This window comes from Streptomyces sp. SJL17-4, from assembly GCF_036826855.1.
In the GTDB taxonomy this organism is placed as follows: Bacteria; Actinomycetota; Actinomycetes; order Streptomycetales; family Streptomycetaceae; genus Streptomyces.
The window spans coordinates 6,114,649-6,136,994 of the sequence record NZ_CP104578.1 but is presented as its reverse complement, the minus strand read 5'-3'; the positions used below and the strand labels follow the sequence as shown (position 1 = coordinate 6,136,994).

Annotated in this window: 19 protein-coding genes and 1 pseudogene; 12 read left to right on the top strand and 8 right to left on the bottom strand. The window is 73.2% G+C overall.

Going from position 1 to position 22,346, the window contains the following annotated elements; all coding sequences use genetic code 11:
* Positions 1 to 3,348 carry a BTAD domain-containing putative transcriptional regulator gene (locus N5875_RS27610; RefSeq protein ID WP_338496828.1) on the bottom strand — a complete coding sequence of 1,116 codons (3,348 nt, stop codon included), beginning with the start codon at positions 3,346 to 3,348 and terminating at the stop codon, positions 1 to 3.
* Between the two features lie 114 nt (positions 3,349 to 3,462).
* Between N5875_RS27610 and N5875_RS27605 the strand changes: the two genes are divergently transcribed.
* Positions 3,463 to 4,257 carry a site-2 protease family protein gene (locus N5875_RS27605; RefSeq protein ID WP_318211385.1) on the top strand — a complete coding sequence of 265 codons (795 nt, stop codon included), beginning with the start codon at positions 3,463 to 3,465 and terminating at the stop codon, positions 4,255 to 4,257.
* On the opposite strand, the pseudogene N5875_RS27600 reads toward N5875_RS27605, so the two are convergent.
* Positions 4,254 to 4,492: pseudogene (locus N5875_RS27600) on the bottom strand (hypothetical protein). The gene N5875_RS27605 and the pseudogene N5875_RS27600 sit on opposite strands and share 4 nt — an antisense overlap.
* Positions 4,493 to 4,564: 72 nt before the next feature.
* Positions 4,565 to 5,278 carry an NADPH-dependent F420 reductase gene (gene npdG / locus N5875_RS27595; RefSeq protein ID WP_338496826.1) on the bottom strand — a complete coding sequence of 238 codons (714 nt, stop codon included), beginning with the start codon at positions 5,276 to 5,278 and terminating at the stop codon, positions 4,565 to 4,567.
* Between the two features lie 107 nt (positions 5,279 to 5,385).
* Between npdG and N5875_RS27590 the strand changes: the two genes are divergently transcribed.
* Both N5875_RS27590 and N5875_RS27585 read left to right on the top strand, forming a co-directional pair.
* Positions 5,386 to 5,988: a hypothetical protein gene (locus N5875_RS27590; protein ID WP_318211387.1), complete on the top strand. Its 603-nt coding sequence runs from the start codon at positions 5,386 to 5,388 to the stop codon at positions 5,986 to 5,988.
* Between the two features lie 89 nt (positions 5,989 to 6,077).
* Positions 6,078 to 7,394, top strand: coding sequence for an MFS transporter (locus N5875_RS27585; protein WP_338496823.1), 1,317 nt, complete (start codon positions 6,078 to 6,080; stop codon positions 7,392 to 7,394).
* Positions 7,395 to 7,426: 32 nt separating this feature from the next.
* Here N5875_RS27585 and N5875_RS27580 read toward each other — a convergent pair whose 3' ends face one another.
* Positions 7,427 to 7,666, bottom strand: a complete 240-nt coding sequence (locus N5875_RS27580) for a hypothetical protein (RefSeq protein WP_318211389.1) — start codon at positions 7,664 to 7,666, stop codon at positions 7,427 to 7,429.
* Positions 7,667 to 7,727: 61 nt separating this feature from the next.
* Between N5875_RS27580 and map the strand changes: the two genes are divergently transcribed.
* The gene (gene map, locus N5875_RS27575; RefSeq protein ID WP_318211390.1) at positions 7,728 to 8,585 is read left to right on the top strand and encodes a type I methionyl aminopeptidase; all 858 of its coding nucleotides are present in this window, start codon (positions 7,728 to 7,730) and stop codon (positions 8,583 to 8,585) included.
* A gap of 115 nt (positions 8,586 to 8,700) precedes the next feature.
* Positions 8,701 to 9,351 (top strand): biliverdin-producing heme oxygenase, encoded by a 651-nt coding sequence (locus N5875_RS27570; protein WP_318211391.1) that lies wholly within the window; start codon positions 8,701 to 8,703, stop codon positions 9,349 to 9,351.
* Between the two features lie 51 nt (positions 9,352 to 9,402).
* Here N5875_RS27570 and N5875_RS27565 read toward each other — a convergent pair whose 3' ends face one another.
* From N5875_RS27565 to N5875_RS27555, 3 genes are all read right to left on the bottom strand, one after another.
* Complete coding sequence (locus tag N5875_RS27565) at positions 9,403 to 10,083, bottom strand: PhzF family phenazine biosynthesis protein (RefSeq protein WP_318211392.1); 681 nt, start codon at positions 10,081 to 10,083, stop codon at positions 9,403 to 9,405.
* A 105-nt stretch (positions 10,084 to 10,188) separates the two neighbouring features.
* On the bottom strand, positions 10,189 to 11,859 hold the full coding sequence (locus tag N5875_RS27560; RefSeq protein WP_338496816.1) for an HtaA domain-containing protein: 1,671 nt from the start codon (positions 11,857 to 11,859) through the stop codon (positions 10,189 to 10,191).
* 58 nt (positions 11,860 to 11,917) lie between these two features.
* Positions 11,918 to 13,372, bottom strand: a complete 1,455-nt coding sequence (locus tag N5875_RS27555; protein ID WP_338496813.1) for an HtaA domain-containing protein — start codon at positions 13,370 to 13,372, stop codon at positions 11,918 to 11,920.
* A 191-nt stretch (positions 13,373 to 13,563) separates the two neighbouring features.
* On the opposite strand from N5875_RS27555, the gene N5875_RS27550 reads away from it, so the two are divergent.
* The 7 genes from N5875_RS27550 (at position 13,564) to N5875_RS27520 (ending at position 21,306) form a co-directional block, all read left to right on the top strand.
* The gene (locus N5875_RS27550; RefSeq protein WP_338499282.1) at positions 13,564 to 14,535 is read left to right on the top strand and encodes an ABC transporter substrate-binding protein; all 972 of its coding nucleotides are present in this window, start codon (positions 13,564 to 13,566) and stop codon (positions 14,533 to 14,535) included.
* Positions 14,536 to 14,585: 50 nt separating this feature from the next.
* Positions 14,586 to 15,629 carry an iron ABC transporter permease gene (locus N5875_RS27545; protein ID WP_338499281.1) on the top strand — a complete coding sequence of 348 codons (1,044 nt, stop codon included), beginning with the start codon at positions 14,586 to 14,588 and terminating at the stop codon, positions 15,627 to 15,629.
* Positions 15,626 to 16,540 (top strand): heme ABC transporter ATP-binding protein, encoded by a 915-nt coding sequence (locus tag N5875_RS27540; protein ID WP_338496811.1) that lies wholly within the window; start codon positions 15,626 to 15,628, stop codon positions 16,538 to 16,540. Before N5875_RS27545 ends, N5875_RS27540 begins: the two co-directional genes overlap by 4 nt.
* 195 nt (positions 16,541 to 16,735) lie before the next feature.
* On the top strand, positions 16,736 to 17,890 hold the full coding sequence (gene efeO / locus N5875_RS27535) for an iron uptake system protein EfeO (RefSeq protein WP_338496809.1): 1,155 nt from the start codon (positions 16,736 to 16,738) through the stop codon (positions 17,888 to 17,890).
* Between the two features lie 28 nt (positions 17,891 to 17,918).
* Positions 17,919 to 19,364: an iron uptake transporter deferrochelatase/peroxidase subunit gene (gene efeB / locus N5875_RS27530; RefSeq protein ID WP_338496807.1), complete on the top strand. Its 1,446-nt coding sequence runs from the start codon at positions 17,919 to 17,921 to the stop codon at positions 19,362 to 19,364.
* Between the two features lie 30 nt (positions 19,365 to 19,394).
* A complete protein-coding gene (efeU, locus tag N5875_RS27525; protein ID WP_318211399.1) occupies positions 19,395 to 20,273 on the top strand; it encodes an iron uptake transporter permease EfeU in 879 nt (292 codons plus the stop codon).
* The gene (locus N5875_RS27520; RefSeq protein WP_338496805.1) at positions 20,233 to 21,306 is read left to right on the top strand and encodes a hypothetical protein; all 1,074 of its coding nucleotides are present in this window, start codon (positions 20,233 to 20,235) and stop codon (positions 21,304 to 21,306) included. The genes efeU and N5875_RS27520 overlap by 41 nt, the downstream gene beginning before the upstream one ends.
* A 210-nt stretch (positions 21,307 to 21,516) precedes the next feature.
* On the opposite strand, the gene N5875_RS27515 is transcribed toward N5875_RS27520, so the two are convergent.
* Positions 21,517 to 22,296: a bifunctional DNA primase/polymerase gene (locus tag N5875_RS27515; RefSeq protein ID WP_318211401.1), complete on the bottom strand. Its 780-nt coding sequence runs from the start codon at positions 22,294 to 22,296 to the stop codon at positions 21,517 to 21,519.
* Positions 22,297 to 22,346: the final 50 nt, after the last annotated feature.

Sequence of the window (22,346 nt, the reverse complement as noted above, 5' to 3'; positions counted from 1 at the left end):
TCAGGACTCGGCGCGCTCACTGATCGCGTCGGCGGCGCGACCGAGCAGGGCGGCGGCCTCTTCCAAGGAGAGGCCGCCGCCTTCGGCGTGCGCCGCCGCGAACGCGTCCTCGCCGAGCGCGGACCGGGTCAGTTCCGTCGCCCGCCGCAGGTTGTCCGCTTCGAGCGGCAGCGACAGGTGCTCCGGCGGCAGCAGCGCCTCCGCCGCCCCGAGCAGCACCCCGCCGATCCGCGCCACCGGCCCGCCGAGCCCCGCGAGGGCCCAGGCCGCGACGGTCAGGTGCACCGAGGGCATCTGCGGCGCCACCATCAGCGAAAGGTCGCTTGTGGAGCGCTCGTACGCCTCCCTGACCAGGCCGAACCCGGACGCGTACTGCCCCTCGACGACGTCGAGCCAGCCCAGGCTGCCGATCGCGAAGCCGTCGAAGAGTGACAGCGTCTCGGAGCCGAACTCCTTCCGCAGCTCGTTCAGCTGCTCGCGGGCCTCGTCGATGCGCCCGCTGCGGCCGAGCGCCAGGCCGAGGAAGAGCCGGGCACCGAGCAGCGGTTCGTGCCCCAGGCTGGTTCCCCCCTCGACGATCTCGCGGAGGATCGCCTCGCCCTCCTCCAGCCGCCCGGTCTCGACCAGGACACTGGCGTACCGGGCCCGCAGCAGGGCCATCTGCGACTGGGCGCCGATCCGTTCCGCGTAGCCGATGGCGGCGACGTAGTCCGCTGCCGCGCCCTCGAACTCGAGCCGACGCTCACGGGACTCCGCGCGGGAGGACAGCGCCTCGGCCGCGCCCCAGGCGTCGCCGAGCCGTTCGAAGATCTCCAGGCTCTCGTCGGCGTCCGCGCTCGCGCTGCGGGCCATGTCGGACCGGTTGGCGGACATGTTGGCGCGCATCTGGAGCGCGTTGCCGAGTTCCCAGGTGTAGCCGTGGCGGCGGCAGGCGTCGACGGTCGCGTCGAGGAGCTCGCGCAGCCGGCCCGCCTCGCCGATGATGAGGACCGCGAAGACGGCGAAGGAGCCGGGCAGCCGGCAGGTCTGGGGCAGGCCTGGCGGGTAGACACCGGTCATCTCACGGAGCCGGCGCACGCCCTCGGGGCGGGTCCACCGCCCGGAGTCGTGGTCCATGTTGAGGAGTTCGACGAGCCGCACCCCGCGCCGGGCCTCCCAGCGCTGCTCCTCGGAGAGTGGTGGCGGCGTGGCCGTGCACGGCTCGTGCAGGGGTACGACGGGGGCGGCGGGCGCGGTGAACGGGTCGGGTCCGAGGGCGGCGGCCGCCCGCGCCCAGTGCAGGGCGTCGGTCCGCAGATCGCGCATCTGCCAGTACCAGAGCAGGGAGTGGACGAGGACGAGCGCCTCGTCCTCGTCGTGGGCGTCGACGGCCCGGCGCAGGGCGGTGCGGATGTTGCCGTACTCGCGGCCGAAGCGGGCGATGGCGGCGACCTGCCCGGCGCCGCGCAGTTCCGGGTCGGTGCGCCGGGCGAGTTCCCGGTAGTACGTCAGATGACGCCGCTCCGTCGCCGCCCGCTCCCCCGACTCCCCCAGACGCTCCCCCGCGTACTCCGCCACCGTCTCGAGCAGCCGGAACCGCATCCCCTCCCCGTCCCGGCCCGGCCCCGCCACCACCAACGACTTGTCCACCAGCGCACCCAGCACGTCCAGCACGTCCGGAGCACCCACACCCCCGCACACCGCCTCCGCCGCCTCCAGATCCGCACCACCCGTGAACACCGCGAGCCGCCGCAGCACCGCCCGCTCCGGCTCCTCCAGCAGATCCCACGACCAGTCCACCACCGCCCGCAACGTCTGCTGACGCGGCAACACCGTCCGCGCCCCCGACGTCAACAACCGGAACCGGTCGTCCAACCGATCCGCGATCTGACGCACCGACAACAACCGCAACCGCGCCGCCGCCAACTCGATCGCCAACGGCAGACCGTCCAGACGCCGGCACACCTCCTCCGCCGCCCCCGGATCCTCCGCCACCACGAACCCCGGCCGCGCCGCAGCACCCCGCTCCCCCAACAACCGCAACGCCATCCCCACCGGCAACGGCCCCAACGGCCGCACCATCTCCCCCGGCACCCCCAACGGCTCCCGACTCGTCGCAAGGATCCGCAGCTCCGGGCAGCGGGCGAGCACGGTCTCGGCGAGTGCGGCGGCGGCCGCCACGAGGTGCTCGCAGTTGTCGAGGAGCAGGAGCATCCGGCGGCCCGCGCAGTGCTCGACGAGCCGGACGAGCGGGTCGTCCCCGGCCCGCAGCTCCTCTGCTCCGGCGCCGCGCAACACCGTCTCGCGGGCGCCGACGGCCGCGAGGACGGCCTCCACGACCGCCTCCGGGTCGGTGACGGCCGCGAGTTCGGCGACCCAGACGCCGTCCGGCCAGGCCCCGTCGGCGGCCCCGCGCTCGGCCGCCTCCTGGGAGAGCCGGGTCTTCCCGGCGCCCCCGGGCCCCAGCAGGGTGACGAGCCGGGCGGTGCGCAGCTCGTCCTGGAGGGCGGCGATCTCCTCGTCGCGGCCGACGAAGCTGGTGAGCCGCGCGCGCAGATTGCCCCGGACGGAGGTCTCCGCCCGCTTCGCCGGAGCCTCCTCCTTCCCGGGCTCCGGGGCGGGCCCGGACTCGGGCCGGGGTGTCCGCGGTCCCGCGAGCAGCTCCGCGTGGAGGGCGCGCAGGGCCGGCGACGGGTCCGTACCGAGGCGGGTGGCGAGGGCGCGCCGGACCGACTCGTACGCGGCGAGGGCCTCGGCCGCGCGTCCGGTGTCCCGGAGGGCCCGGATCCGCAGGGCCTGGAGGGTCTCGTCCAGGGGGTGGGCGGCGCAGAGGGCGGTCAGGTCGGGGAGGGCGGCGGGCGCCTCGCCGAGTCCGAGGGCGGCGTCGAGTCTGGCCCGGCGGACGTCGAGACGGCGGGCCTCCCAGCGGGGGGCCTCCGCGTCCCGGTCGGGCAGGTCGGCGAGGGCGGGCCCGCGCCAGAGCCCGAGGGCCTCGTCGAGGAGTTCGGCGGCACGGGCCGGGTCCCCGGCGCCGAGCGCGGCCACGCCCTCGACGGCCAGGTGCTCGAAGCGGCGGGCGTCCACGTCCTCGGGCCGGGCGTCGAGCCGGTAGCCGCCCTCGGCGGAGACGATCCGGTCCCGGCCGAGGGCCTTGCGGAGCCGTCCGACGAGGGCCTGGAGCGCGGCGACGGCGTCGGCGGGCGGCTCGTCGCCGTGCCACACCTCGTCGACGAGGTCCGGTACGGGCACGGTCCGGCCGGCCCGCAGGGCGAGGACGGTGAGCAGCGCGCGGACCCGCGGGCCGCCGACGGCCACGTCGGTGCCGTCGGACGTGCGGGCGAGGGTCGGGCCGAGGACGCAGTAGTGCACGGCCCCATTCTCCGTGAGAGGGTCCCCGACTCCGGAACTCGCCCCGTCACCCGATACGTTTCCCGCACATCAGGCACCGAACGACGCCACCTCCGTCCCCTGGGAGCTCCCGCGATGACCACGGCCACCACCCGGCGCCACGAGCGGCGGATCAGCCCCGTCTTCCTGGCGATCCTCGCCGTCATGGCCGTCACCGGCTGGGCGGTGTGGACGGACTTCGCCGCCTCGCCCGGTCTGGCGATCTTCCTCTTCGTCACCTCGGCGTGGGTGGTGTCGCTCTGTCTCCACGAGTACGCGCACGCCCGTACGGCGCTGCACGGCGGTGACATCACGGTCGGCGCGAAGGGCTATCTGACCCTGAACCCGCTGGCGTACACCCACGCCGTCCTCAGCATCATCCTGCCCGTGCTGTTCGTGATCATGGGCGGGATCGGTCTGCCGGGCGGCGCGGTCTTCATCGAGCAGGGCCGGATCAAGGGCCGCTGGAAGCACAGCCTGATCTCGGCGGCGGGCCCGCTGGCGAACGTGCTGTTCGCGCTCGTCTGCACGGCCCCGTTCTGGCTGGGCGCGCTCGACGGCGTCCCGCTCCCGTTCCAGTTCGCGCTGGCCTTCCTGGCGTTCCTCCAGGTGACCGCGGCGCTCCTGAACCTGCTGCCGGTGCCGGGACTCGACGGGTACGGGATCGTCGAGCCCTGGCTGTCGTACAAGCTGAAGCGGCAGATCGAGCCGTACGCGCCGTACGGCTTCTTCATCGTGATCGCGCTGCTGTTCGTGCCGGCGATCAACGACGGCTTCTTCGACGCGATCGACGCGCTGATGCGGTCGCTCGGGGTGCCGGAGGCATCCCGCTACTGCGGCTCGCAGCTGTTCCGGTTCTGGCAGGAGACGCCGGAGTTCTGCCAGGTCTAGGCCTCGGCGGCCGCGGCCTTCTCGACCTTCGCGCGGCGGATGTAGTACCAGGCCATATTGGAGGACAGACCGGCGATCAGGACCCAGACGACGCCGAGGAAGCTGCCCTCGACGAAGGAGACGACGGCCGCGGCGACGGCCAGGGCGCAGACCACGAGGGCGTAGAGGGCGAGGCGGGGCATGGGGGTCGGCTCCTGTCCGGGTACGGCTGCTGTGCCCGTCCAGTGTCCCCCATGCCCTCCGTCCGGCCCGGACCGGCTCGGGCGTTCTGCCCGGAAGCGGCTCGGGCGTCCTGCCCGGCAGCGGCTCAGATGTCGGTGACGCGCAGCCCGGCGTGCGCCTTGTAGCGGCGGTTGACCGAGATCAGGTTGGCGACGAGCGACTCGACCTGGTGGGCGTTGCGCAGCCGGCCGGCGAAGACACCGCGCATGCCGGGGATGCGGCCGGCGAGGGCCTGGACGAGCTCGACGTCGGCGCGCTCCTCGCCGAGGACCATCACGTCCGTGTCGATCTCGTCCAGCGAGGTGTCCTGGAGGAGGACGGCGGAGAGGTGGTGGAAGGCCGCGGCGACGCGGGAGTCCGGGAGGAGCGCGGCGGCCTGCTCGGCGGCCGAGCCCTCCTCGGGCTTCAGCGCGTAGGCGCCCTTCTTGTCGAAGCCGAGCGGGTTGACGCAGTCCACGACGAGCTTGCCCACGAGCTCCTCGCGCAGGGACTCCAGGGTCTTGGCGTGCCCGTCCCACGGCACGGCGACGATCACGATGTCGCTGCGACGGGCGCAGTCGGCGTTGTCGGCGCCCTCGACGCCGTGGCCGATCTCGTCGGCGGCCTCCTGGGCGCGGTCGGCGGCGCGGGAGCCGAGGATCACCTTCTGCCCGGCCTTGGCGAGCCGGTAGGCGAGGCCGCGGCCCTGGTCCCCGGTGCCGCCGAGGACACCGACGACGAGGCCGGAGACGTCGGGGAGGTCCCACGGGTCCTTGGGGGCGGCCTTGGCCGCGGGGGTGCTGGGAGTCGAGGAAGTCATGGACCCGACATTACCGAGCGGTCGGCCCGCCCGGGGCGGCTCCCGTACGAGTGGAACCACCCCGACCGGCCACGCGAGGGCCACTGTCTGGTGCAGGATGCGGGCCCATGGATGCCGTACGGGTCGCGTTGCTGCGGGAAGTGCTCGCCGGGACGGAGTGGCCGCGGGCGGCCCGCCGGTTCGCGGGCGCGCTCCGGTCCTCGGTCGTCCCGCACCGGGGCGGGCTGCTCCTGGTGGGCACGGAGGAGTACGAGCCCTGGCATCTGGCGGCGCACCTGGTCGACGAGTCGGCCTGGTCGGGGATCCCCGAGCTGGCGCCGACGCTGGTACGGCACCGGGTGCGGCCGGGGGATCCGGCGCATCTGGCGGTGGGGCTCGGTCGTCTTGAGGTGGCGGGGCGCGGGGCGACGCTGCTGATGGTGACGCCGGAGCGGCCGGACGCGGGGCTGCTGCAGCGGGTGCACGACGCCCGCCGGGCGGGGGCGACGGTGCTGTCCCTCGACGGGGGCGACGAGGAGGTGCGCGGGCTGGCGCACGAGACGCTCACGGTGGCGGAGGGGGCGGAGGTCGATCTGGACACGGTGCAGCATCTGGTGAGCGCGGCGGCCGGCGAGAACAGCCTGCCGTCACCGCGGGGGAACCGCCGCCTCCGCGACCGTCTCTCGGAGCTCGCGGACCGCCTGACGGCACCACCGCCGGCCCGCTGGTAGGAGGGAGGAGGCCGCTTCGGTCGGGACGGTTCACGCGGGGCGGGAAAATCGTTTGCCCCGTCCCATTCGTCACCGGAGCATGGCCTCTCGTGTCTCCTGCCTTCGCGAAGCTCTCCGCGCTCCTGCCCGATCCGGCGCCGTGGCGCGCGTCCCGGGACTTCCGGCTGCTCTGGGTGCAAGGCCTCGTCACGTACTTCAGCAGCGCCATGGCGATGATCGCCCTGCCGCTGCAGATCAAGGAACTCACCGGTTCGCCGCTCGCCGTCGGCGCGATGGGCGCGGTCGAGCTGGTGCCGCTGGTGGTGTTCGGTCTGTACGGCGGGGCGCTCGCCGACGCGGTCGACCGGCGGAAGGTGATCCTCCTGACCGAGGCGGGTCTCGGCCTGCTCGCCGCGATCCTGCTGGTCAACGCGCTGCTTCCCACCCCGCTGCTCTGGCCGCTCTACGTGGTCGCGGCCGGCGTCTCGGCCCTCGCGGGGCTGCAACGGCCGGCCCTGGACTCGCTCCTCGCCCGGATCGTGCCGCACGAGCACCAGACCGCCGCGGCCGTGCTGAACTCGCTGCGCTGGCAGATCGGCTCGATCGCGGGCCCGGCGATCGCGGGCCTGGTCGTGGCGTACGCGGGTCACGCGCCCGCGTACGGGGTGACGATCGTCGGCTTCGCCGCCTCGGTGCTGCTGTGCCGCCGGCTCTCCCCCGCCGCGCCCGCGCACGACGCGGAGAAGCCCTCGCTGCGGGGCATCGCGGAGGGCGCGCGGTACGCCTGGTCGAGGCCGGTGCTGCTCGGCACGTACGCGATCGACCTCGCGGCGATGTTCTTCGCCTTCCCGAACACGATCTTCCCGTTCCTCGCGGACGAGCTGGACGCCGACTGGTCGCTCGGCCTGATGTACGCGGCGGGTTCGGTCGGCTCGCTTGTGCTGGGCCTGACCAGCGGCTGGACGTCGAAGGTGCGCCGGCACGGGCTGCTGGTGGTCGGGGGCGCGGCGGGCTGGGGGCTGGCGATCGCGGCGGCGGGCTGGTTCGGGAACATCTGGCTGGTTCTGCTCTGTCTGGCCTTCGCCGGCGCGGGCGACATGCTGAGCGGTCTGGGCCGGGCGACGATCTGGAACCAGACGATCCCGGAGGAGCTGCGCGGCAGGCTCGCGGGCATCGAGGTGCTCTCGTACAGCGTCGGCCCGCAGCTGGGCCAGGTCAGGGCGGGCGCGATGGCGGGCTGGACCGGCACCCGGTCGGCCGTCTGGACGGGCGGCGTGGCCTGTGTCGCCTCGGTGGGCCTGCTCTGCCTCGCGCTGCCGAAGCTCCTGACGTACGACTCCGAGACCGACGAGGACTCGCTGCACCGCAAGGCCCAGCAGGAGGCCGCCCGGAAGGACGCCCCGCAGGAGGCGGCCGGGACCGTGTGAGCGGCCCCGGCCGGGTCCTTGTGTCGGACGGGCTAGTCCGGGGGTTCCTGCGGTTCCGGCTTCCCCGCCTTGTCGTGCCAGCGCGGGTCGGTCTCCCACTCCAGGTTCCGCTCGCGGGCGGTCTCCATCGCGTGGGAGGCCTCCTCACGGGTGGCGTACGGGCCGAAGCGGTTCTTCGCCGGGCAGTCGGGGCCCTCTTCGACCTTCTTGTGCTCCAGGCAGTAGTACCACTCACCCGGTTTGCCCACGGTGCGCCTCTTGAACAAAGCCATCGTCGTCGGCTCCTTCCTCCGAGACCATGCTGCCCCAGACCCGGTCGTTAGACTCGCTGGCATGTCTGGCCAGTCGCTTCTCGTCCCGGGGGAGCTCTCCCCCCATCGTTCCGTTCCGGGCTCCATCCGCCGCCCCGAGTACGTCGGGAAGCCCGCCCCGACCCCGTACAGCGGGCCCGAGGTGCAGGATTCCGACACCATCGAGCGGATGCGGATCGCCGGCCGCATCGCCGCGCAGGCGATGGAGGAGGCCGCCAAGCACATCGCCCCCGGTGTCACCACCGACGAGCTCGACCGGGTCGCGCACGAGTACATGTGCGACCACGGCGCCTACCCGTCCACCCTCGGCTACCGCGGGTTCCCGAAGTCGCTGTGCGCCTCGATCAACGAGGTCATCTGTCACGGCATCCCGGACTCCACCGTCCTGCGGGACGGCGACATCGTGAACCTGGACGTCACGGCGTACATCAACGGCGTCCACGGCGACAACAACGCCACCTATCTCTGCGGCGACGTCGACGAGGAGTCGCGGCTGCTCGTGGAGCGGACCCGGGAGTCCCTGAACCGGGCCATCAAGGCGGTCAAGCCGGGCCGCCAGATCAACATCATCGGCCGGGTCATCGAGTCGTACGCCAAGCGCTTCGGCTACGGCGTCGTCCGTGACTTCACCGGGCACGGCATCAACTCGTCCTTCCACTCCGGCCTGATCGTCCCGCACTACGACTCGCCCCACCACACCACCGAGATCAAGACCGGCATGACCTTCACCATCGAGCCGATGCTGACGCTCGGCACCCACGACTACGACATGTGGGACGACGGCTGGACGGTCGTGACCAAGGACCGCAAGCGGACCGCCCAGTTCGAGCACACGCTCGTCGTGACGGAGACAGGGGCGGAAATCCTCACGTTGCCCTAGCCGTTCGAGTGGGTAGGTCTTTTACCGACAGGACGTCGGGAACCAGTTGACTTAGGTAAGCCTAACTTGGCAGGATCGTCACTGGTTCCCGTCCCATCGGTCCCGGAGGCACGCCTTGGACACGCCCTTCTCCACGCTCATCCGCACTGCCTCGCACGAGCAGCACACGGAGGCCGAGACCTCGTCCTTCATGGGCGACCTCCTGGGCGGACGCCTGGCCGTCGACGCCTACGCGCGCTACACCGAGCAGCTCTGGTTCGTGTACCGCGCCCTGGAGGAGGGCGCGGAGGCACTGCGCGAGGACCCGGTCGCCGGGCCCTTCATACAGCCCGAGCTGTTCCGCACGGCCGCCCTGGAGCAGGACCTCGCCCATCTGCGGGGCCCCGACTGGCGCGCCGGGGTCTCCCCGCTTCCCGCCACCGTCGCGTACGCCGAGCGGGTCGCCGAGTGCGCCCGCGACTGGCCCGCGGGGTACGTGGCCCACCACTACACGCGCTACCTGGGCGACCTGTCGGGCGGCCAGATCATCCGCGACAAGGCGGAGCGCACCTGGGGCTTCGCGCGCAAGGGCGACGGCGTCCGCTTCTACGTGTTCGACACGATCTCCAACCCGGCCGCGTTCAAGCGGGCGTACCGGGAGCTGCTCGACGGGGTGAACGCCGACGACCTGGAGAAGCAGCGGATCGTCGACGAGTGCAAGCGCGCCTTCGCCTTCAACAGCGCGGTCTTCCAGCAGCTGGGCGGGGAGTTCCCGCTGACCGCGTGAGCCTTCGGGACGTTCACGTGCTCAGCACGTGAACGTCCCCCCAGGGGGACCTCAGCGCGTGAGCGTCCCCTCCAGGCGGACCCGTCCGCCGAGTTCCACGATGCCGTCAGGGCCGGGGGCAGTGAGCAGCTGCGAACCCCGGCCCTGCGTGATGTTCAGGGCCCGGCCGAGCTCCGCCGTGAGCAGCAGCGCCGCCGCACCGGTCGCCTCGTCCTCGTCGATGCCGTCGCCCCGGCCCGGGAACGCGCGCGCCCTGACCCGGCCCGCGGCCTCCTCCTCCCAGGCCCAGGCGTAGATCCACTGCCCCGGCTCGGGCACGTCGAGGGCCTCCACCTCGGCAGCGGAGCCGTACTGGCGCAGGGTCCTCGGCGGCGCCCACTCGGCGCGCGCCTCGATCCAGGTGAACTCCCCGTCGCCGCGCACCCACACCTCGCCCGCGGGCGGGTGGACGACCTCCAGGTCGAGCAGCCAGGCGGCGCCGACCAGCGGGTGCCCGGCGAAGGGCAGCCGCACGCCGGGGGTGTAGATGTCGACGATCCCGCGCTCCGGGTCGTCCACGAACACGGTCTCGCTGAACCCGAGCTCCTTGGCGAGCGCCTGCCGGGAGGCCTCGTCGGGGTGGGTACGGGCGTCCCGTACGACTCCGAGGGCGTTGCCGTGCCGGCCGTCGCCCGCGCAGAAGACCCGGAGGACGTCGATGTCGGTGGCGGCGTTGGGCACGGTCGTGTTCATGGCGGAAATTGAACCATTTCGCGACGCGCCGACAGGACCGCACCCGCGAATCGGGGGCGGTCCTGCCTCTTATGGGGGCGGCGGCTTTCGGGAATGGGTGGCGGGTCAGGACTCCATGGCGCGGCGGCGTACGGCGATGACGACGGCCGCTCCGGCTGCGGCGAGGGCACCCGAGGCGCCGAGCAGGAGGCCGGTCGGGGCGCCCGAGCCGGTCGCCGCGAGGGAGCCGGAGCCTGAGCCGCCCACGGAGCCGGCGCCGCCGACCGTACCGGCCCCACCGACGGTTCCGCCGCCGCTCGTGCCGGTCGAGCCACCGGCCGCGCCTCCGCCGGTGTCGCCGCTGGTGCCGGTGGAGCCGGAGCCGCCGGTCCCGCCGGAGGTCGACGGCAGCGTGGCGTCCTCGTCGAGCGAGAGGGTCAGGGTCAGCGGGTCCATCGGGGTGCCGACCGGGTAGCCGCCCTGGCCGCCGGGGGCGCTGAACGTGGCGGAGCCGGCCGCCGTGAGCTTCGCCGGGATGCTCGCGAGGGTGACGACCCCGTCGTGCGCCGTCCAGTCGGACTTCGACAGGTCGAGGTCGGCGAAGGCCACGTCGTTGTCGGTGCCCCGGGCGCTGGTGACGTCGGCGGTGAGGGTGCCGGTGGAGCCGGTCGCCCTCACCTTCACGTCGCTGACGGTCCAGTTGATGTCGTGGGCGGCGCAGACGAAGGCGAGCTTGCCGGAGAAGGCGGCCTCGGCCTTGCGGGCCTCGGCGTCGAGGTCGGCCTTGACGAAGCCGAACTCGTAGGCCGTGCCCTGCTTCTTCGCGCCGCCGGAGGCGGTGACCGAGCCGCCGCACAGTTCGCCGACGTACTTCTGCCAGCTCTGCTTCACGCCCCAGGTCAGCTTGCCGTCGACGACACCGGACGGGTCGCCGGACGGGTCGCCGGACGGCTGCGTGGTGGTCGGCGCGGTCGTGGCGGGCGCGGTCGTGGCCGGGTCGGTCGGCTGCGTCGTGGTCGGCGCCGGGCTCGTGGGTGCGGTGGTGGTCGGGGCCGGGTTGGTGGGGGCGGTCGTCGGGGCCGTCGTGGTCGGGGCGGTGGTCGGGGCGGTCGTCGTGGGGGGCGGGGTGGTCGGCGGCGCGGTCGTCGGCCGGCTGCCCGCCTTCACCGTGAGGGTGGCGGCGTCGAGTTCGTCACCTTCCTTGTAGAAGCCGGCGAACGCGGCCGAGCCGTCCTTCGTCAGCTTCGCCGGTATGTCCTTGAACGTCATGACGCCGCCCGCGCCCTGGGCCGGCCGGACGCCGGTCATGTCGAGCGCGGCGATGGCGATGTCCGAGCGGGTGGAGACGGAGCCGTCCTTCTCCTTGGTGACGACGTCGGCGGTGATCTCGCCGGTGGGCGCGGCCGTGCCCTTCGTCGACAGCCGGACGTCCGAGATCCGGATGTCGAGGGCGCCGTGGTGGGCCTCGAAGCGGACGCCGCCCTTGAAGGAGTTGGCGGTGGCGTGCGTGGTCGTGTCGTACGTGCCGGTGCCGTCGACGAAGGTGAACACGCCGTTGTTCGCGGCCTGCTCGGCGCCGCCCTCAAGGGTGGTCCTGCCGTTGGCGAAGCCCCCGGCCAGATACGTACGGAAGGACTGCTTGATGCCCCAGTCCAGCGTGCCGTCGCTCAGCGTCATCGGGGGCACGGTGTCGGCCGCCGCCGGGAGCGCGAGAGCGACGGCGCCCGTGCCGAGGGCGGCGGCCGTGGCGACGGCCGCGGCCAGGGTGACAGAACGGTGGCGCAAGGGCGTGGGCATGACGGGGTTCTCCTGGGTGGGACGCGGGGCGCAGGGCGAGGGGGTCAGGACGTGGGGGTCAGGACGCGGGGGTGCCGACGCTGCGGCGACGGCGTACGGCGACGAAGACCGCGAGCGCGGCGGCGAGCAGCACGCCCGCACCGATCGCGAGGTACGTGCCGGTGGACGAGGAGGAAGCAGAGGAGGAAGCAGAGGAGGAAGCGGACGCGGCAGCCTTGGCCGCCGGGGTGGCGGCGGTCGTCGACGGGGACGGCTTCGCATCGCTGCCGAGGTCGGGAAGCGCGGGCAGCTGGGCCCTGGTGTCGACGGCGACGGCGAGGGACACCGGGTCCATCGCGGTCCCGGCCTTGTACATCCCGCCGAAGGCCCTGGCGCCGCCCTCGGTGAGGGTGGCGGGGGCCTCGGTGACGACGGCGAGGCCGTGCTTCGGAGTGAGGTCGCGCGCGGTGAAGGTGACCAGGGGGACGGCCTTCTCGGTCTTCCCGGCGCTGGTGACGTCGGCCCCGAGGGTGCCGGTGCCGCCGCTCACCTTCACGGTGACCTTGCCGAGCGTGAGGTCGAGGTGGGCGCCGGTGAAGCGGACGCTGCCCGCGAAGGCCGCGTCGAGGGTGCCCTTCCTCGGGTCGTACGTGCCCTTGCCGCTGGGGAAGCGGAAGAGCGCGCCGCCGTCCTGGGCGCCGTCGGCGAGGGTCCACTTCCCCTGGGAGATGGCGCCGGTGACGTATTCGCGGAAGGTGCGACGTACGCCCCAGTCGACGGCGGCAGTGGTCAGGCTCGCGGTGGCAGGGCCCGCCTGGGTCGAACCGACCGTGGCGGAGGGCGACTTGGAGGCCCCGTCGGTCGGCTCGGTGGTCGGTACGGCGGACGTGCTCGGCGTCGCCTTCCGGGGCGCCCGTACGTCGACCGTGAGGCTGACGGGGTCGAGCGACGTACCCGCCGGGTAGTAGCCGGCGAAGGCGCCGGCGCCCTGCGCGGTGAGCGTGGCGGGCACGCCGGTGAGCGATACGGGGCTGCCCCCGCCGCGCATGTCGATGCCGCCGACGTCGAGCGTGGCGAGCGGCACCTGCGAGGAGACGGTCGTCCGGCCACTGCCCTTGGCCTTGCTCGCCATGTCGGCGTAGAGGGTGCCGCTGCCGCCCTGGATGCGGACCCGGGGGCGGCTGATCGTGAGGTCGAGTTCGTTCGTGCCGTCCGCCTTGCGGTGGCCGGTGAAGTGGACGCCGCCGGAGAAGGCGGCTTCGAAGGCGCCGGTCTCCGGGTCGTACGAGCCCTGCGCGGAGTGGAAGCGGAACTGGCTTCCGCCGATGGTGGCGGCTCCACCGGTGAGGCCCCAACCGCCCTGGGCGATGGGCCCGGTGACGTAACCCTGGAAGGAGGACTTGATGCCCCAGTCGAGCCGTCCACCCTGCACCGTGCGGCTCTCCGCGTGCGCGGCACCGGCCGGAACGAGGGCGGCGAGCAGGGCCGCGAACAGGGTCACGGCGAGCGCGCGGGCGGGTCTGGACAGCATCATGAAACCCCTCCGAGGATTAGCAAGTGAGGTAAGGCTAACCTAAGCTACATCGAGTCTTGGTGGGAATCCCCCGGCGCGAACGCGACGGCCCGGAACCACGGCAGCACGAAGCGGAACGAACGACAGGACGGTGCCCGGTGCGCAGAACTCGCCTCGCGGGAGCGCTGACAGCAGTGCTCACCCTCGCCCTCATGGCCACCGGCTGCGGCGGTGCAGGCGGCGACGGGACCGGAAACGGAAGCGGAACCAATCCGTCCACCATCGATGTGCCCACCGCCGCCCGCGACCGGGTCGAGCCGCTCGCCGACCCGGTCGCGCCCCGGCTTCCCGTCACCGTCCCCTCGGCCGACGGACGCCCGGTCACCGTCACCTCCACCGACCGGATCGTCCCGCTCAGCGGCTCCCTCAACGAGATCGTCTTCACCCTCGGCCTCGGCACGAAGGTCGTCGCCCGGGACATCACCGCCACCTTCGAACAGGCCGGGAAACTCCCGGTGGTGACGCGCGCCCACGACGTCTCCGCCGAGAGCGTGCTCTCGCTGCGGCCCACCGTCGTCCTCGCCGAGGGCACCACGGGACCGGCCGAGGCCATCGCCCAGATCCGCGACGCGGGCATCCCGCTCGTCGTCGTGAAGCCCGCGAAGGCGCTCGCCGACGTCGGCACCCGGATCGACGCGGTCGCCGCCGCCCTCGGCGTACCGGACTCCGGCACCGCCCTCAAGAAGCGCACCCAGAAGCGGATCGACGCCGTACGGAAGGGAATCCCGGCCCGCGCGGAGAAGCCGCGGGTGGCCTTCCTCTACGTCCGCGGCTCGGCCGCCGTCTATCTGCTCGGCGGCGCCGAGTCCGGCGCGAGCTCCCTCCTGGAGGCCGCCGGGGCGATCGACGCGGGCAAGGAGTCCGGCCTCGTCAAGGACTTCACCCCGATCACCAGCGAGGCCCTGGCGAAGGCCGCGCCCGACGCGATCCTCGTCATGAGCAAGGGACTCGCCTCCGTCGGCGGGCTCGACGGCCTGGTGAAGATCCCCGGCGTCGCCGAGACCCCGGCCGGCGCCGACCGCCGGGTCGTCACCGTCGACGACGGCGTCCTCCTCAACTACGGCCCGCGCACCGACCAGGTCCTGGAGTCCCTGGTCGACCAGTTGTACGGGGCGAAGAGGTGACGGCACTCCAGGAGACCCCGCCTACACGCGGCAAGGGCACACCGGCCGACCTGCCTCCCGTCGCACGGCCGCGTACCGCCGTCCTCCTCACCGCCGCCCTCCTCGGCGCCCTGCTCCTCCTCGCCCTGCTCTCCGCCGGGATCGGGGCGTACGAGATCCCGCTCGGTGACGTCCTCGCCTCGGTGCGGCACCGGATCGGGCTCGGCGGGCACGCGCTCGACCGCACGGCCGAGAGCGTCCTGTGGAACATCCGGCTCCCCCGGGTCGTCCTCGCCGTCCTCGTCGGCGCCTCGCTCGGCTGCGCGGGCGCCCTCATGCAGGGCGTGTTCGGCAACCCTCTTGCCGAGCCCGGGGTCATCGGCATCTCGGCGGGCGCGGCCGTCGGCGCGGTCGGCGCCATCGCGCTCGGCCTCACCTTCCTCGGCAACTGGACGGTGACGGTCTGCGCGTTCGTCGCCGGGCTCGCGACCGTGCTCCTCGTGTACGCGATGTCCCGCTCCGACGGCCGTACGGAGGTGGTGACGCTGATCCTCACCGGTATCGCGGTGAACGCCTTCGCGGGCGCGCTCATCGGCCTGTTCATCTTCCTCGCCGACAACGCGCAGGTCACCCAGATCACCTTCTGGCAGCTCGGTTCGCTCGCCCAGGCCACCTGGCCGAAGGTCCTCGCCGTGCTGCCGTGCGCGCTCCTCGGCCTCGCCGTCGCCCCCTTCCACGCCCGCCGGCTCGATCTGCTCGCCCTCGGCGAGCGGCCCGCCCGGCACCTCGGCGTGGACGTGGAGCGGCTGCGGGTCGCCCTGATCCTGGTGGTGGCCCTGCTGACGGCGGCCGCGGTCGCGGTGGCCGGCATCATCACCTTCGTCGGCCTGCTCGTCCCGCATCTGCTGCGGATGGCGAACGGGCCGGGCCACCGCTTCCTGGTGCCGGGCAGCGCGCTCGGCGGCGCGGTCGTCCTCACGGCCGGCGACCTCGCGGCCCGTACGGTCGCGGCCCCGGCCGAACTTCCCCTGGGCGTCCTCACCGCCCTCCTCGGCAGCCCGTTCTTCTTCTGGCTGCTGCGCAGGACCCGTCGCAGGCAAGGTGGTTGGGCATGACGTCCGTACTGGGCAGGACATCCGCAGCGGGCAGGACATCGGCAACGGGCAGGACATCCGTACGGCTCCGGGGACTGCTCCCCGCACTCGCGAACCGCCGCACGCGCGCGCTGCCCTCCCCCGCCGCGCCGGGCGAGACGCTCGCCGAGGCCGTCGGCGTACGGGTCGAGCGGGCCGGCCGGGCGGTCCTCGACGGCGTCACGATCGGGGTGCGGGCCGGCGAGGTGCTCGCCCTGGTCGGGCCCAACGGGGCCGGGAAGTCGACCCTGCTCGCCGCGCTCGCCGCCGATCTCGCGCCGAGCGCCGGGGAGATACGGATCGGGGGCCGGCCCGCGGCCGGCTGGACGCCCGGCGAACTCGCCCAGCGCCGGGCGGTGCTGCCGCAGGACGCGGCGCTCTCCTTCCCGTTCGCCGTCGCCGACGTGGTGCGGATGGGCCGGGCCCCGTGGGCGGGGACCGAGCGGGAGGACGAGGACGAGGCGGCGGTCGCCGAGGCGATGGCGGCCACCGAGGTCGAGGCCTTCGCCGGGCGCCCGTTCTCCGCGCTGTCGGGCGGCGAGCGGGCCCGGGTCGCGCTGGCCCGGGTCCTGGCCCAGCGGACCGGCCTCCTGCTGCTCGACGAACCGACGGCCGCCCTCGACCTGCGCCACCAGGAACTGGTCCTGCGGGTCTGCCGGGAACGGGCCGCGGCCGGGGACGCGGTGGTGGTCGTGCTGCACGACCTCGGGCTCGCGGCGGCCCACGCCGACCGGGTCGGGGTGCTGCACGGGGGCCGGATCGCGGTGGCGGGGCCACCCGCCGACGTCCTTGAGGAGGAGTTGCTGAGCCGGGTCTACCGACAGCCGGTGGAGGTGTTCCCGCACCCGCGGACCGGCGTCCCGCTCGTCACGCCGAGGCGCACCGGCACGTAGGCGAAATGCGGACAACTCCCCGGCCTTGACCCGCCTTTGACCCCGCCATGAGGAGCCCATGAAGCCCCTGTGATCCCGCCGTGTCCGGTCCGCCGGAGCTGAGAGCCGAATCACTGGACGACCGGGTATGGCTGAGGTAAGCCTCGGTTAAGTTAGGTCTGCCTCAGTCCCCGTCCCCGCGTTTCTGGAGTCTCCATGCGAGCCGTTCGCCTCTCCGCCGTCACCGCCGCAGCGACCGCGGCGGCCCTGGCCGCCGTCACTGGCTGCACCGAGAAGAGCGACGCCACGGCGGACGACGGCACGATCACCGTCGTCGCCAAGGACGACTCCTGCGAGGTCTCGAAGAAGGAGTTCCCGGCGGGCCACGTACGGCTGTCCGTCGAGAACCGCGGCTCCAAGGTCACCGAGGTGTACATCCTCTACCCGGACGACCGGATCGTCACCGAGCGCGAGAACATCGGCCCCGGCACCAAGGCGAGCCTGACCGCCGAGATCAAGGCCGGCGACTACGAGATCGCCTGCAAGCCGGGCATGGTCGGCGACGGCATCCGCCGGCAGGTCAAGGCCACCGGCGGCGCGGCGGGCGTCAAGCGTTCCCCCGAGATGGACGCGGCGGTCGCCGCCTACCGCCAGTACGTCCAGGCGCAGGCCGACGCGACCCTCCCCAAGGTGAAGGTCTTCACCGACGCCGTCCGCGCCGGTGACATCGAGGCCGCGAAGAAGGCCTACGCCGAGTCCCGGATCGGCTGGGAGCGCACCGAGCCGGTCGCCGAGTCCTTCGGCGACATCGACCCCAAGGTCGACGTCCGCGAGGACGGCCTGGAGGCCGGCCAGGACCCGGCGAAGGACTGGACCGGCTGGCACCGCCTGGAGAAGGCCCTGTGGAAGGACAAGAAGATCGGTGAGCGTGAGAAGCAGCTCGCCGACACCCTCGACAAGGACCTCGCGGACTGGGTGAAGCGGGTCGGCAAGGCCGAGATCACCCCGACCTCGATGGCCAACGGCGCCAAGGAGCTCCTCGACGAGGTCGCCACCGGCAAGGTCACCGGCGAGGAGGAGCGTTACTCCCACACCGACCTCGTCGACTTCAAGGCCAACGTCGAGGGCGCGCAGAAGTCCTTCGACCTGCTCAAGCCGGTCGCCACGAAGAACGACCCGAAGCTCGTCGCCGAGCTGGAGAAGCAGTTCGCCGCGCTGAACACGCTGCTCGACAAGTACCGCACGGACAAGAGCAGCTACGTCTTCACCTCGTACGAGAAGGTCGGCAAGCCCGAGCGCAAGGAGCTGTCGGACGGCGTCAACGCGCTGGCCGAGCCGCTCTCCAAGCTCTCCGCGGCTGTCGTCAAGTAACGGACGGCGAGAGCGGGGAGACGCGGACATGCCCGAGGAGACCCAGGAGCCCCAGGAGCCCCAGGGGTCGGCGCCCGTGGCCCAGGAGGCCCAGGAGTCGGCGCCGGCGGCCGGGGAGACCCAGGAGTCGGCGCCGGCGGCCGGGGAGACCCAGGAGTCGGCGCCGGCGGCCGGGGAGACCCAGGAGTCGGCGCCGGCGGCCGGGGAGGCCCAGGAGTCGGCGCCGGCAGCCGGGGCCGCCGCGCCCTCCCGCCGTACGGTCATCGCCCTGGGCGGTGCCGGGCTCGCGCTCGGTGCCGCCGTGGCGGGCGGCGCCGCCGCCCTGCTGGCCCGGGACGGGGACACCCCGGTACCGGTCGCCGACAGCGGCGCGGCCGTGCCCTTCCACGGCCCGCATCAGGCCGGCATCGCGACCGCCGTCCAGGACCGGCTGCACTTCGCGGCCTTCGACGTGACGACGACCGACCGCGCCGAGCTGGTCCAGCTCCTCAAGGACTGGACGCGGGCGGCCGAACGCATGACGGCCGGTGCCGAGGTCGGCGAGGGCGCGTACGGCGGTCTCCCGGAGGCGCCGCCGGACGACACCGGCGAGGCCCTCGGCCTCAAGCCCTCCCGTCTCACCCTCACGATCGGCTTCGGCCCCTCGCTCTTCGACGGGCGTTTCGGGCTGAAGAACAAGCAGCCCGGGGCCTTGGTGGAGCTTCCCAAGTTCCCGGGCGACAACCTGGATCCGGCGCGCAGCGGCGGCGACCTCTGCGTCCAGGCGTGCGCGGACGACCCCCAGGTCGCCGTGCACGCCATCCGGAACCTCGCACGGATCGGCTTCGGCAAGGTCGCGGTGCGCTGGTCGCAGCTGGGCTTCGGCAAGACGTCCTCGACGACCCCGGACGCCCAGACCCCCCGTAACCTCTTCGGCTTCAAGGACGGCACCCGCAACATCGCGGGCACCGACACCGAGGGACTCGCGCGGCACGTGTGGGTCTCCGGCAAGGACGCCGAGGGACCGGCCGCCTGGATGGACGGCGGCTCGTACCTCGTCGCCCGCCGGATCCGGATGAACGTCGAGACCTGGGACCGTACGCCGCTCGCCGAGCAGGAGGACATCTTCGGCCGCGACAAGCGCGAGGGCGCGCCCGTCGGCAAGGCCAAGGAGCACGACGAGCCGTTCCTGAAGGCGATGAAGCCGGACTCCCACGTCCGGCTCGCCCACCCGGACACCAACGCCGGGGCGACGCTCCTGCGCCGCGGCTACTCCTTCACCGACGGCACGGACGGCCTCGGCCGCCTGGAGGCCGGGCTGTTCTTCCTGGCGTACCAGAAGGACGTGCGGACCGGCTTCATCCCGGTGCAGACCTCGCTGGCGCGGGCCGACGTCCTCAACGAGTACATCCAGCACGTGGGTTCGGCGTTGTTCGCGATCCCGCCGGGCGTCCGGGACAAGGGCGACTGGTGGGGCCGGGCGCTGTTCTCGTGACACTCCACGCAACCCCGGGAGGGAACCGGCGTGTTCGGTAACTATCTGATCGGCCTGCGCGAGGGCCTCGAAGCCAGCCTGGTCGTCTGCATCCTCATCGCCTATCTGGTGAAGACCGGCCGGCGCGACGCGCTGAAGCCGATCTGGATCGGCATCGGCGTGGCCGTCGGGGTGGCGCTGGCCTTCGGCGCCGGTCTCGAGTTCGGCTCCCAGGAGCTGACCTTCGAGGCCCAGGAGTTGCTCGGCGGCTCGCTCTCGATCGTCGCGGTCGTCCTGGTGACCTGGATGGTCTTCTGGATGCGTCGCACCGCCCGGCACCTCAGGGCCGAGCTGCACGGCAGGCTCGACGCGGCCCTCCAGATGGGCACGGGCGCGCTCGTCGCCACCGCCTTCCTGGCCGTGGGCCGCGAGGGCCTGGAGACGGCGCTGTTCGTGTGGGCGTCGGTCCGGGCCTCCTCGGACGGCACGTTCGCGCCGCTGGCCGGGGTCCTCCTCGGCCTGCTCACGGCGGTGCTCCTCGGCTGGCTGTTCTACCGGGGCGCGCTGAGGATCAACCTGGCCAGGTTCTTCACCTGGACCGGCGGAATGCTGGTCGTGGTGGCGGCGGGTGTCCTCGCGTACGGCGTGCACGACCTCCAGGAGGCCCGCTTCCTCGACGGTCTCGCCGACAAGGCCTTCGACATCTCGGCGACCATCCCGCCGGACAGCTGGTACGGCACGCTCCTCAAGGGCGTCTTCAACTTCCAGCCCAACCCGACGGTCCTTCAGGTCACGGTGTGGGCGCTGTATCTGGTCCCGACGCTCGCGCTGTTCCTGGCCCCGATAGGGTCGGGTCCGTCCGTGCGGGTGAAGAAGCAGAAGGCGACCGATGAGAAGGCTGACGCTGAGGCGAGCGCCGAGACCGCTTGAGCGGCTGTCGGCAGGACGGTCCACACGACGCACGGGAGCCGCGCGCCCCGCGCGGCCCGTACGTCTTCTCGCGGCGACGGCGGCCGCGACCGTCCTCGCGCTGACGGCGAGCGGCTGCGTCACCGTGCACGGTGAGCTGGCCCTGATGCCGCCGGCCACCCAGGCCGAGGCCGCACAGGCCCTCGCCGACTTCACGGCCGCCTACAACCGGGCCGACCAGGCCAACGACCCGGCCCTGGCCGCGGGCCGGGTCACCGGTCCGCTCGGCGAGATCAACCAGGCGGGGCTGCGCGCGCGGGCGGTCACCGCCCCCGACGGCAACCCGAACCACCGGCCCCTCGAACTGTCGGACGCGCGCTTCGTGCTGCCCAAGAAGGCGGGCTGGCCGCGCTGGTTCCTCGCGGACACCGACCCCAACCTGGACGCGGACGAGGGCGCCGGCGACCAGCGCTGGCTCGTCGTCTTCGTACGCAACGGGCCCCAGCAGCTGTGGGAGGCGGCCCACCTGGTGATCCTGAGCCCGTCGGCGGTGCCCGAGTTCGCCGAGGAGGACGGGTTCGCGGTGCCGGTCGCCGCGGACACCGACACGCTCGCGGTCGCGCCCGAGGACCTCGGCGAGGAGTACGTCTCGTTCCTGAAGGACGGACAGCCGGGGCCGTACACGGCGGGGGCGCACACGACGCTGCTGCGGGAGCAGCGGCAGAAGGGCGCCAAGCGCCCGGGGCTCGCCACCCAGTACCTGGACCGGGTCGCGGACCAGGGCGACTTCGCCCCGCTCGGGCTGCGGACGAAGGACGGCGGCGCGTTCGTCTTCTTCGCGACGCGGTACTTCGAGCGGCAGACGGCGGCGCCGGGCTACCGGCCCAAGGTCGACCCCGACATCAAGGCGCTGCTGACCGGCGAGGTCAAGAACACGGTCACCAAGGAGTGGGTGTCCAACCAGGCGGTCCTGGTGAAGCCGGCGGGCACCGACCGCGACGGCGTCACGGTCAAGGCCCGGCTCCAGGGCGTGGTGGGCGCGCAGGGCTCGTAACGGCCCGGTCGCCCGCCGAGCTCAGGGCTCGAAACGGCCCGAAGGGCCGACGGGCCAGCGGGCCGACGGGGCTGGGTGTCAGCGGATCCAGCGGGTCTGCGTGCCAGCGGGTCTGCATGCCAGCGGATCCAGCGGGTCTGCATGCCAGCGGGTCTGCGTGTCAGCGGATCCAGCGGATCCAGAGGGTCTGCGTGCCAGCGGGTCAGCGGGTCAGCGGGTCAGCGGCCAGGCGATCTCGTGGGCCGTGTGCTCGCCGTCGCCCTCCGCCTCGCGCGCGGCCGCGTGGCGGGCGCAGGCGTCCTGGAGGGTCTCCAGGAGGTTCAGCGGGTCGGGCAGCGGGTGCTCGGGGCCGCGGAGCCAGGCGACGACCGGATGGGCGCTCTCGTCCCCGGGGAGCCGGGCGGGCGGTACGAGGACGTAGCTGCCGCGGCAGTGCCAGCGGAGCCCCGGGTGCTCGTCCATCGTCTCGGGGTGGCAGTCGAGCTCACACGGCCACCACTCGTCCTCGTCCTCGGGGGTGCCGCGGGTCGCGGTGAAGAAGAGCATCCGCCCGCCGACCGTGTCGACGTCGGCGGACTCGGCGACCGGGCCGACCTCGACGCCCTCGGCGAGGAGGCGCTCCAGGGCGGCGCGGCCTGCGGCGAGCGGTACGTCGAGGACGTCGTGGACCATGCCGGTGGCGGTGATGAAGTTCGCCTCGGGCTCGTTGCGCGCCCAGCGCTCGATCTGGGCGCGGTCGGTGGTCGACTGCGTCTGCCAGGCGAAGGAGACCGGGTGCCGGGCGGGCGTGGGACAGCCAATCCGCTCACAGGAACAGCTGTAGCCGACGGGGTACGCGGCGGGGGCGAGGGGCATCCCGGCGGCAGCGACGGCCAGGAGCAGCTTCTCGCGGTCGTTCTCGTCGTCGGCCGCGGTGCGTTTCGGGCGCCTGCGCAGCCACTGTGCGAGTTTGCTCTCCGTGCCGCGGTAGCGGTCGATCCCGTCGCCCATCTATCCCCTCACACCTCATGCTCGCCCGTTCGGCTCTGCCCATGGTCCCA

Coding starts and splice junctions, on each gene's coding strand:
- N5875_RS27555 (WP_338496813.1), bottom strand. CDS start 13,372: ATGATGCTGTCCAGACCCGCCCGCGCGCTCGCCGTGACCCTGTTCGCG.
- N5875_RS27560 (WP_338496816.1), bottom strand. CDS start 11,859: ATGCCCACGCCCTTGCGCCACCGTTCTGTCACCCTGGCCGCGGCCGTC.
- map (WP_318211390.1), top strand. CDS start 7,728: ATGTCTGGCCAGTCGCTTCTCGTCCCGGGGGAGCTCTCCCCCCATCGT.
- efeB (WP_338496807.1), top strand. CDS start 17,919: ATGCCCGAGGAGACCCAGGAGCCCCAGGAGCCCCAGGGGTCGGCGCCC.
- N5875_RS27605 (WP_318211385.1), top strand. CDS start 3,463: ATGACCACGGCCACCACCCGGCGCCACGAGCGGCGGATCAGCCCCGTC.
- npdG (WP_338496826.1), bottom strand. CDS start 5,278: ATGACTTCCTCGACTCCCAGCACCCCCGCGGCCAAGGCCGCCCCCAAG.
- N5875_RS27590 (WP_318211387.1), top strand. CDS start 5,386: ATGGATGCCGTACGGGTCGCGTTGCTGCGGGAAGTGCTCGCCGGGACG.
- N5875_RS27520 (WP_338496805.1), top strand. CDS start 20,233: ATGAGAAGGCTGACGCTGAGGCGAGCGCCGAGACCGCTTGAGCGGCTG.
- N5875_RS27565 (WP_318211392.1), bottom strand. CDS start 10,083: ATGAACACGACCGTGCCCAACGCCGCCACCGACATCGACGTCCTCCGG.
- N5875_RS27515 (WP_318211401.1), bottom strand. CDS start 22,296: ATGGGCGACGGGATCGACCGCTACCGCGGCACGGAGAGCAAACTCGCA.
- N5875_RS27580 (WP_318211389.1), bottom strand. CDS start 7,666: ATGGCTTTGTTCAAGAGGCGCACCGTGGGCAAACCGGGTGAGTGGTAC.
- N5875_RS27550 (WP_338499282.1), top strand. CDS start 13,564: ATGGCCACCGGCTGCGGCGGTGCAGGCGGCGACGGGACCGGAAACGGA.
- N5875_RS27540 (WP_338496811.1), top strand. CDS start 15,626: ATGACGTCCGTACTGGGCAGGACATCCGCAGCGGGCAGGACATCGGCA.
- efeO (WP_338496809.1), top strand. CDS start 16,736: ATGCGAGCCGTTCGCCTCTCCGCCGTCACCGCCGCAGCGACCGCGGCG.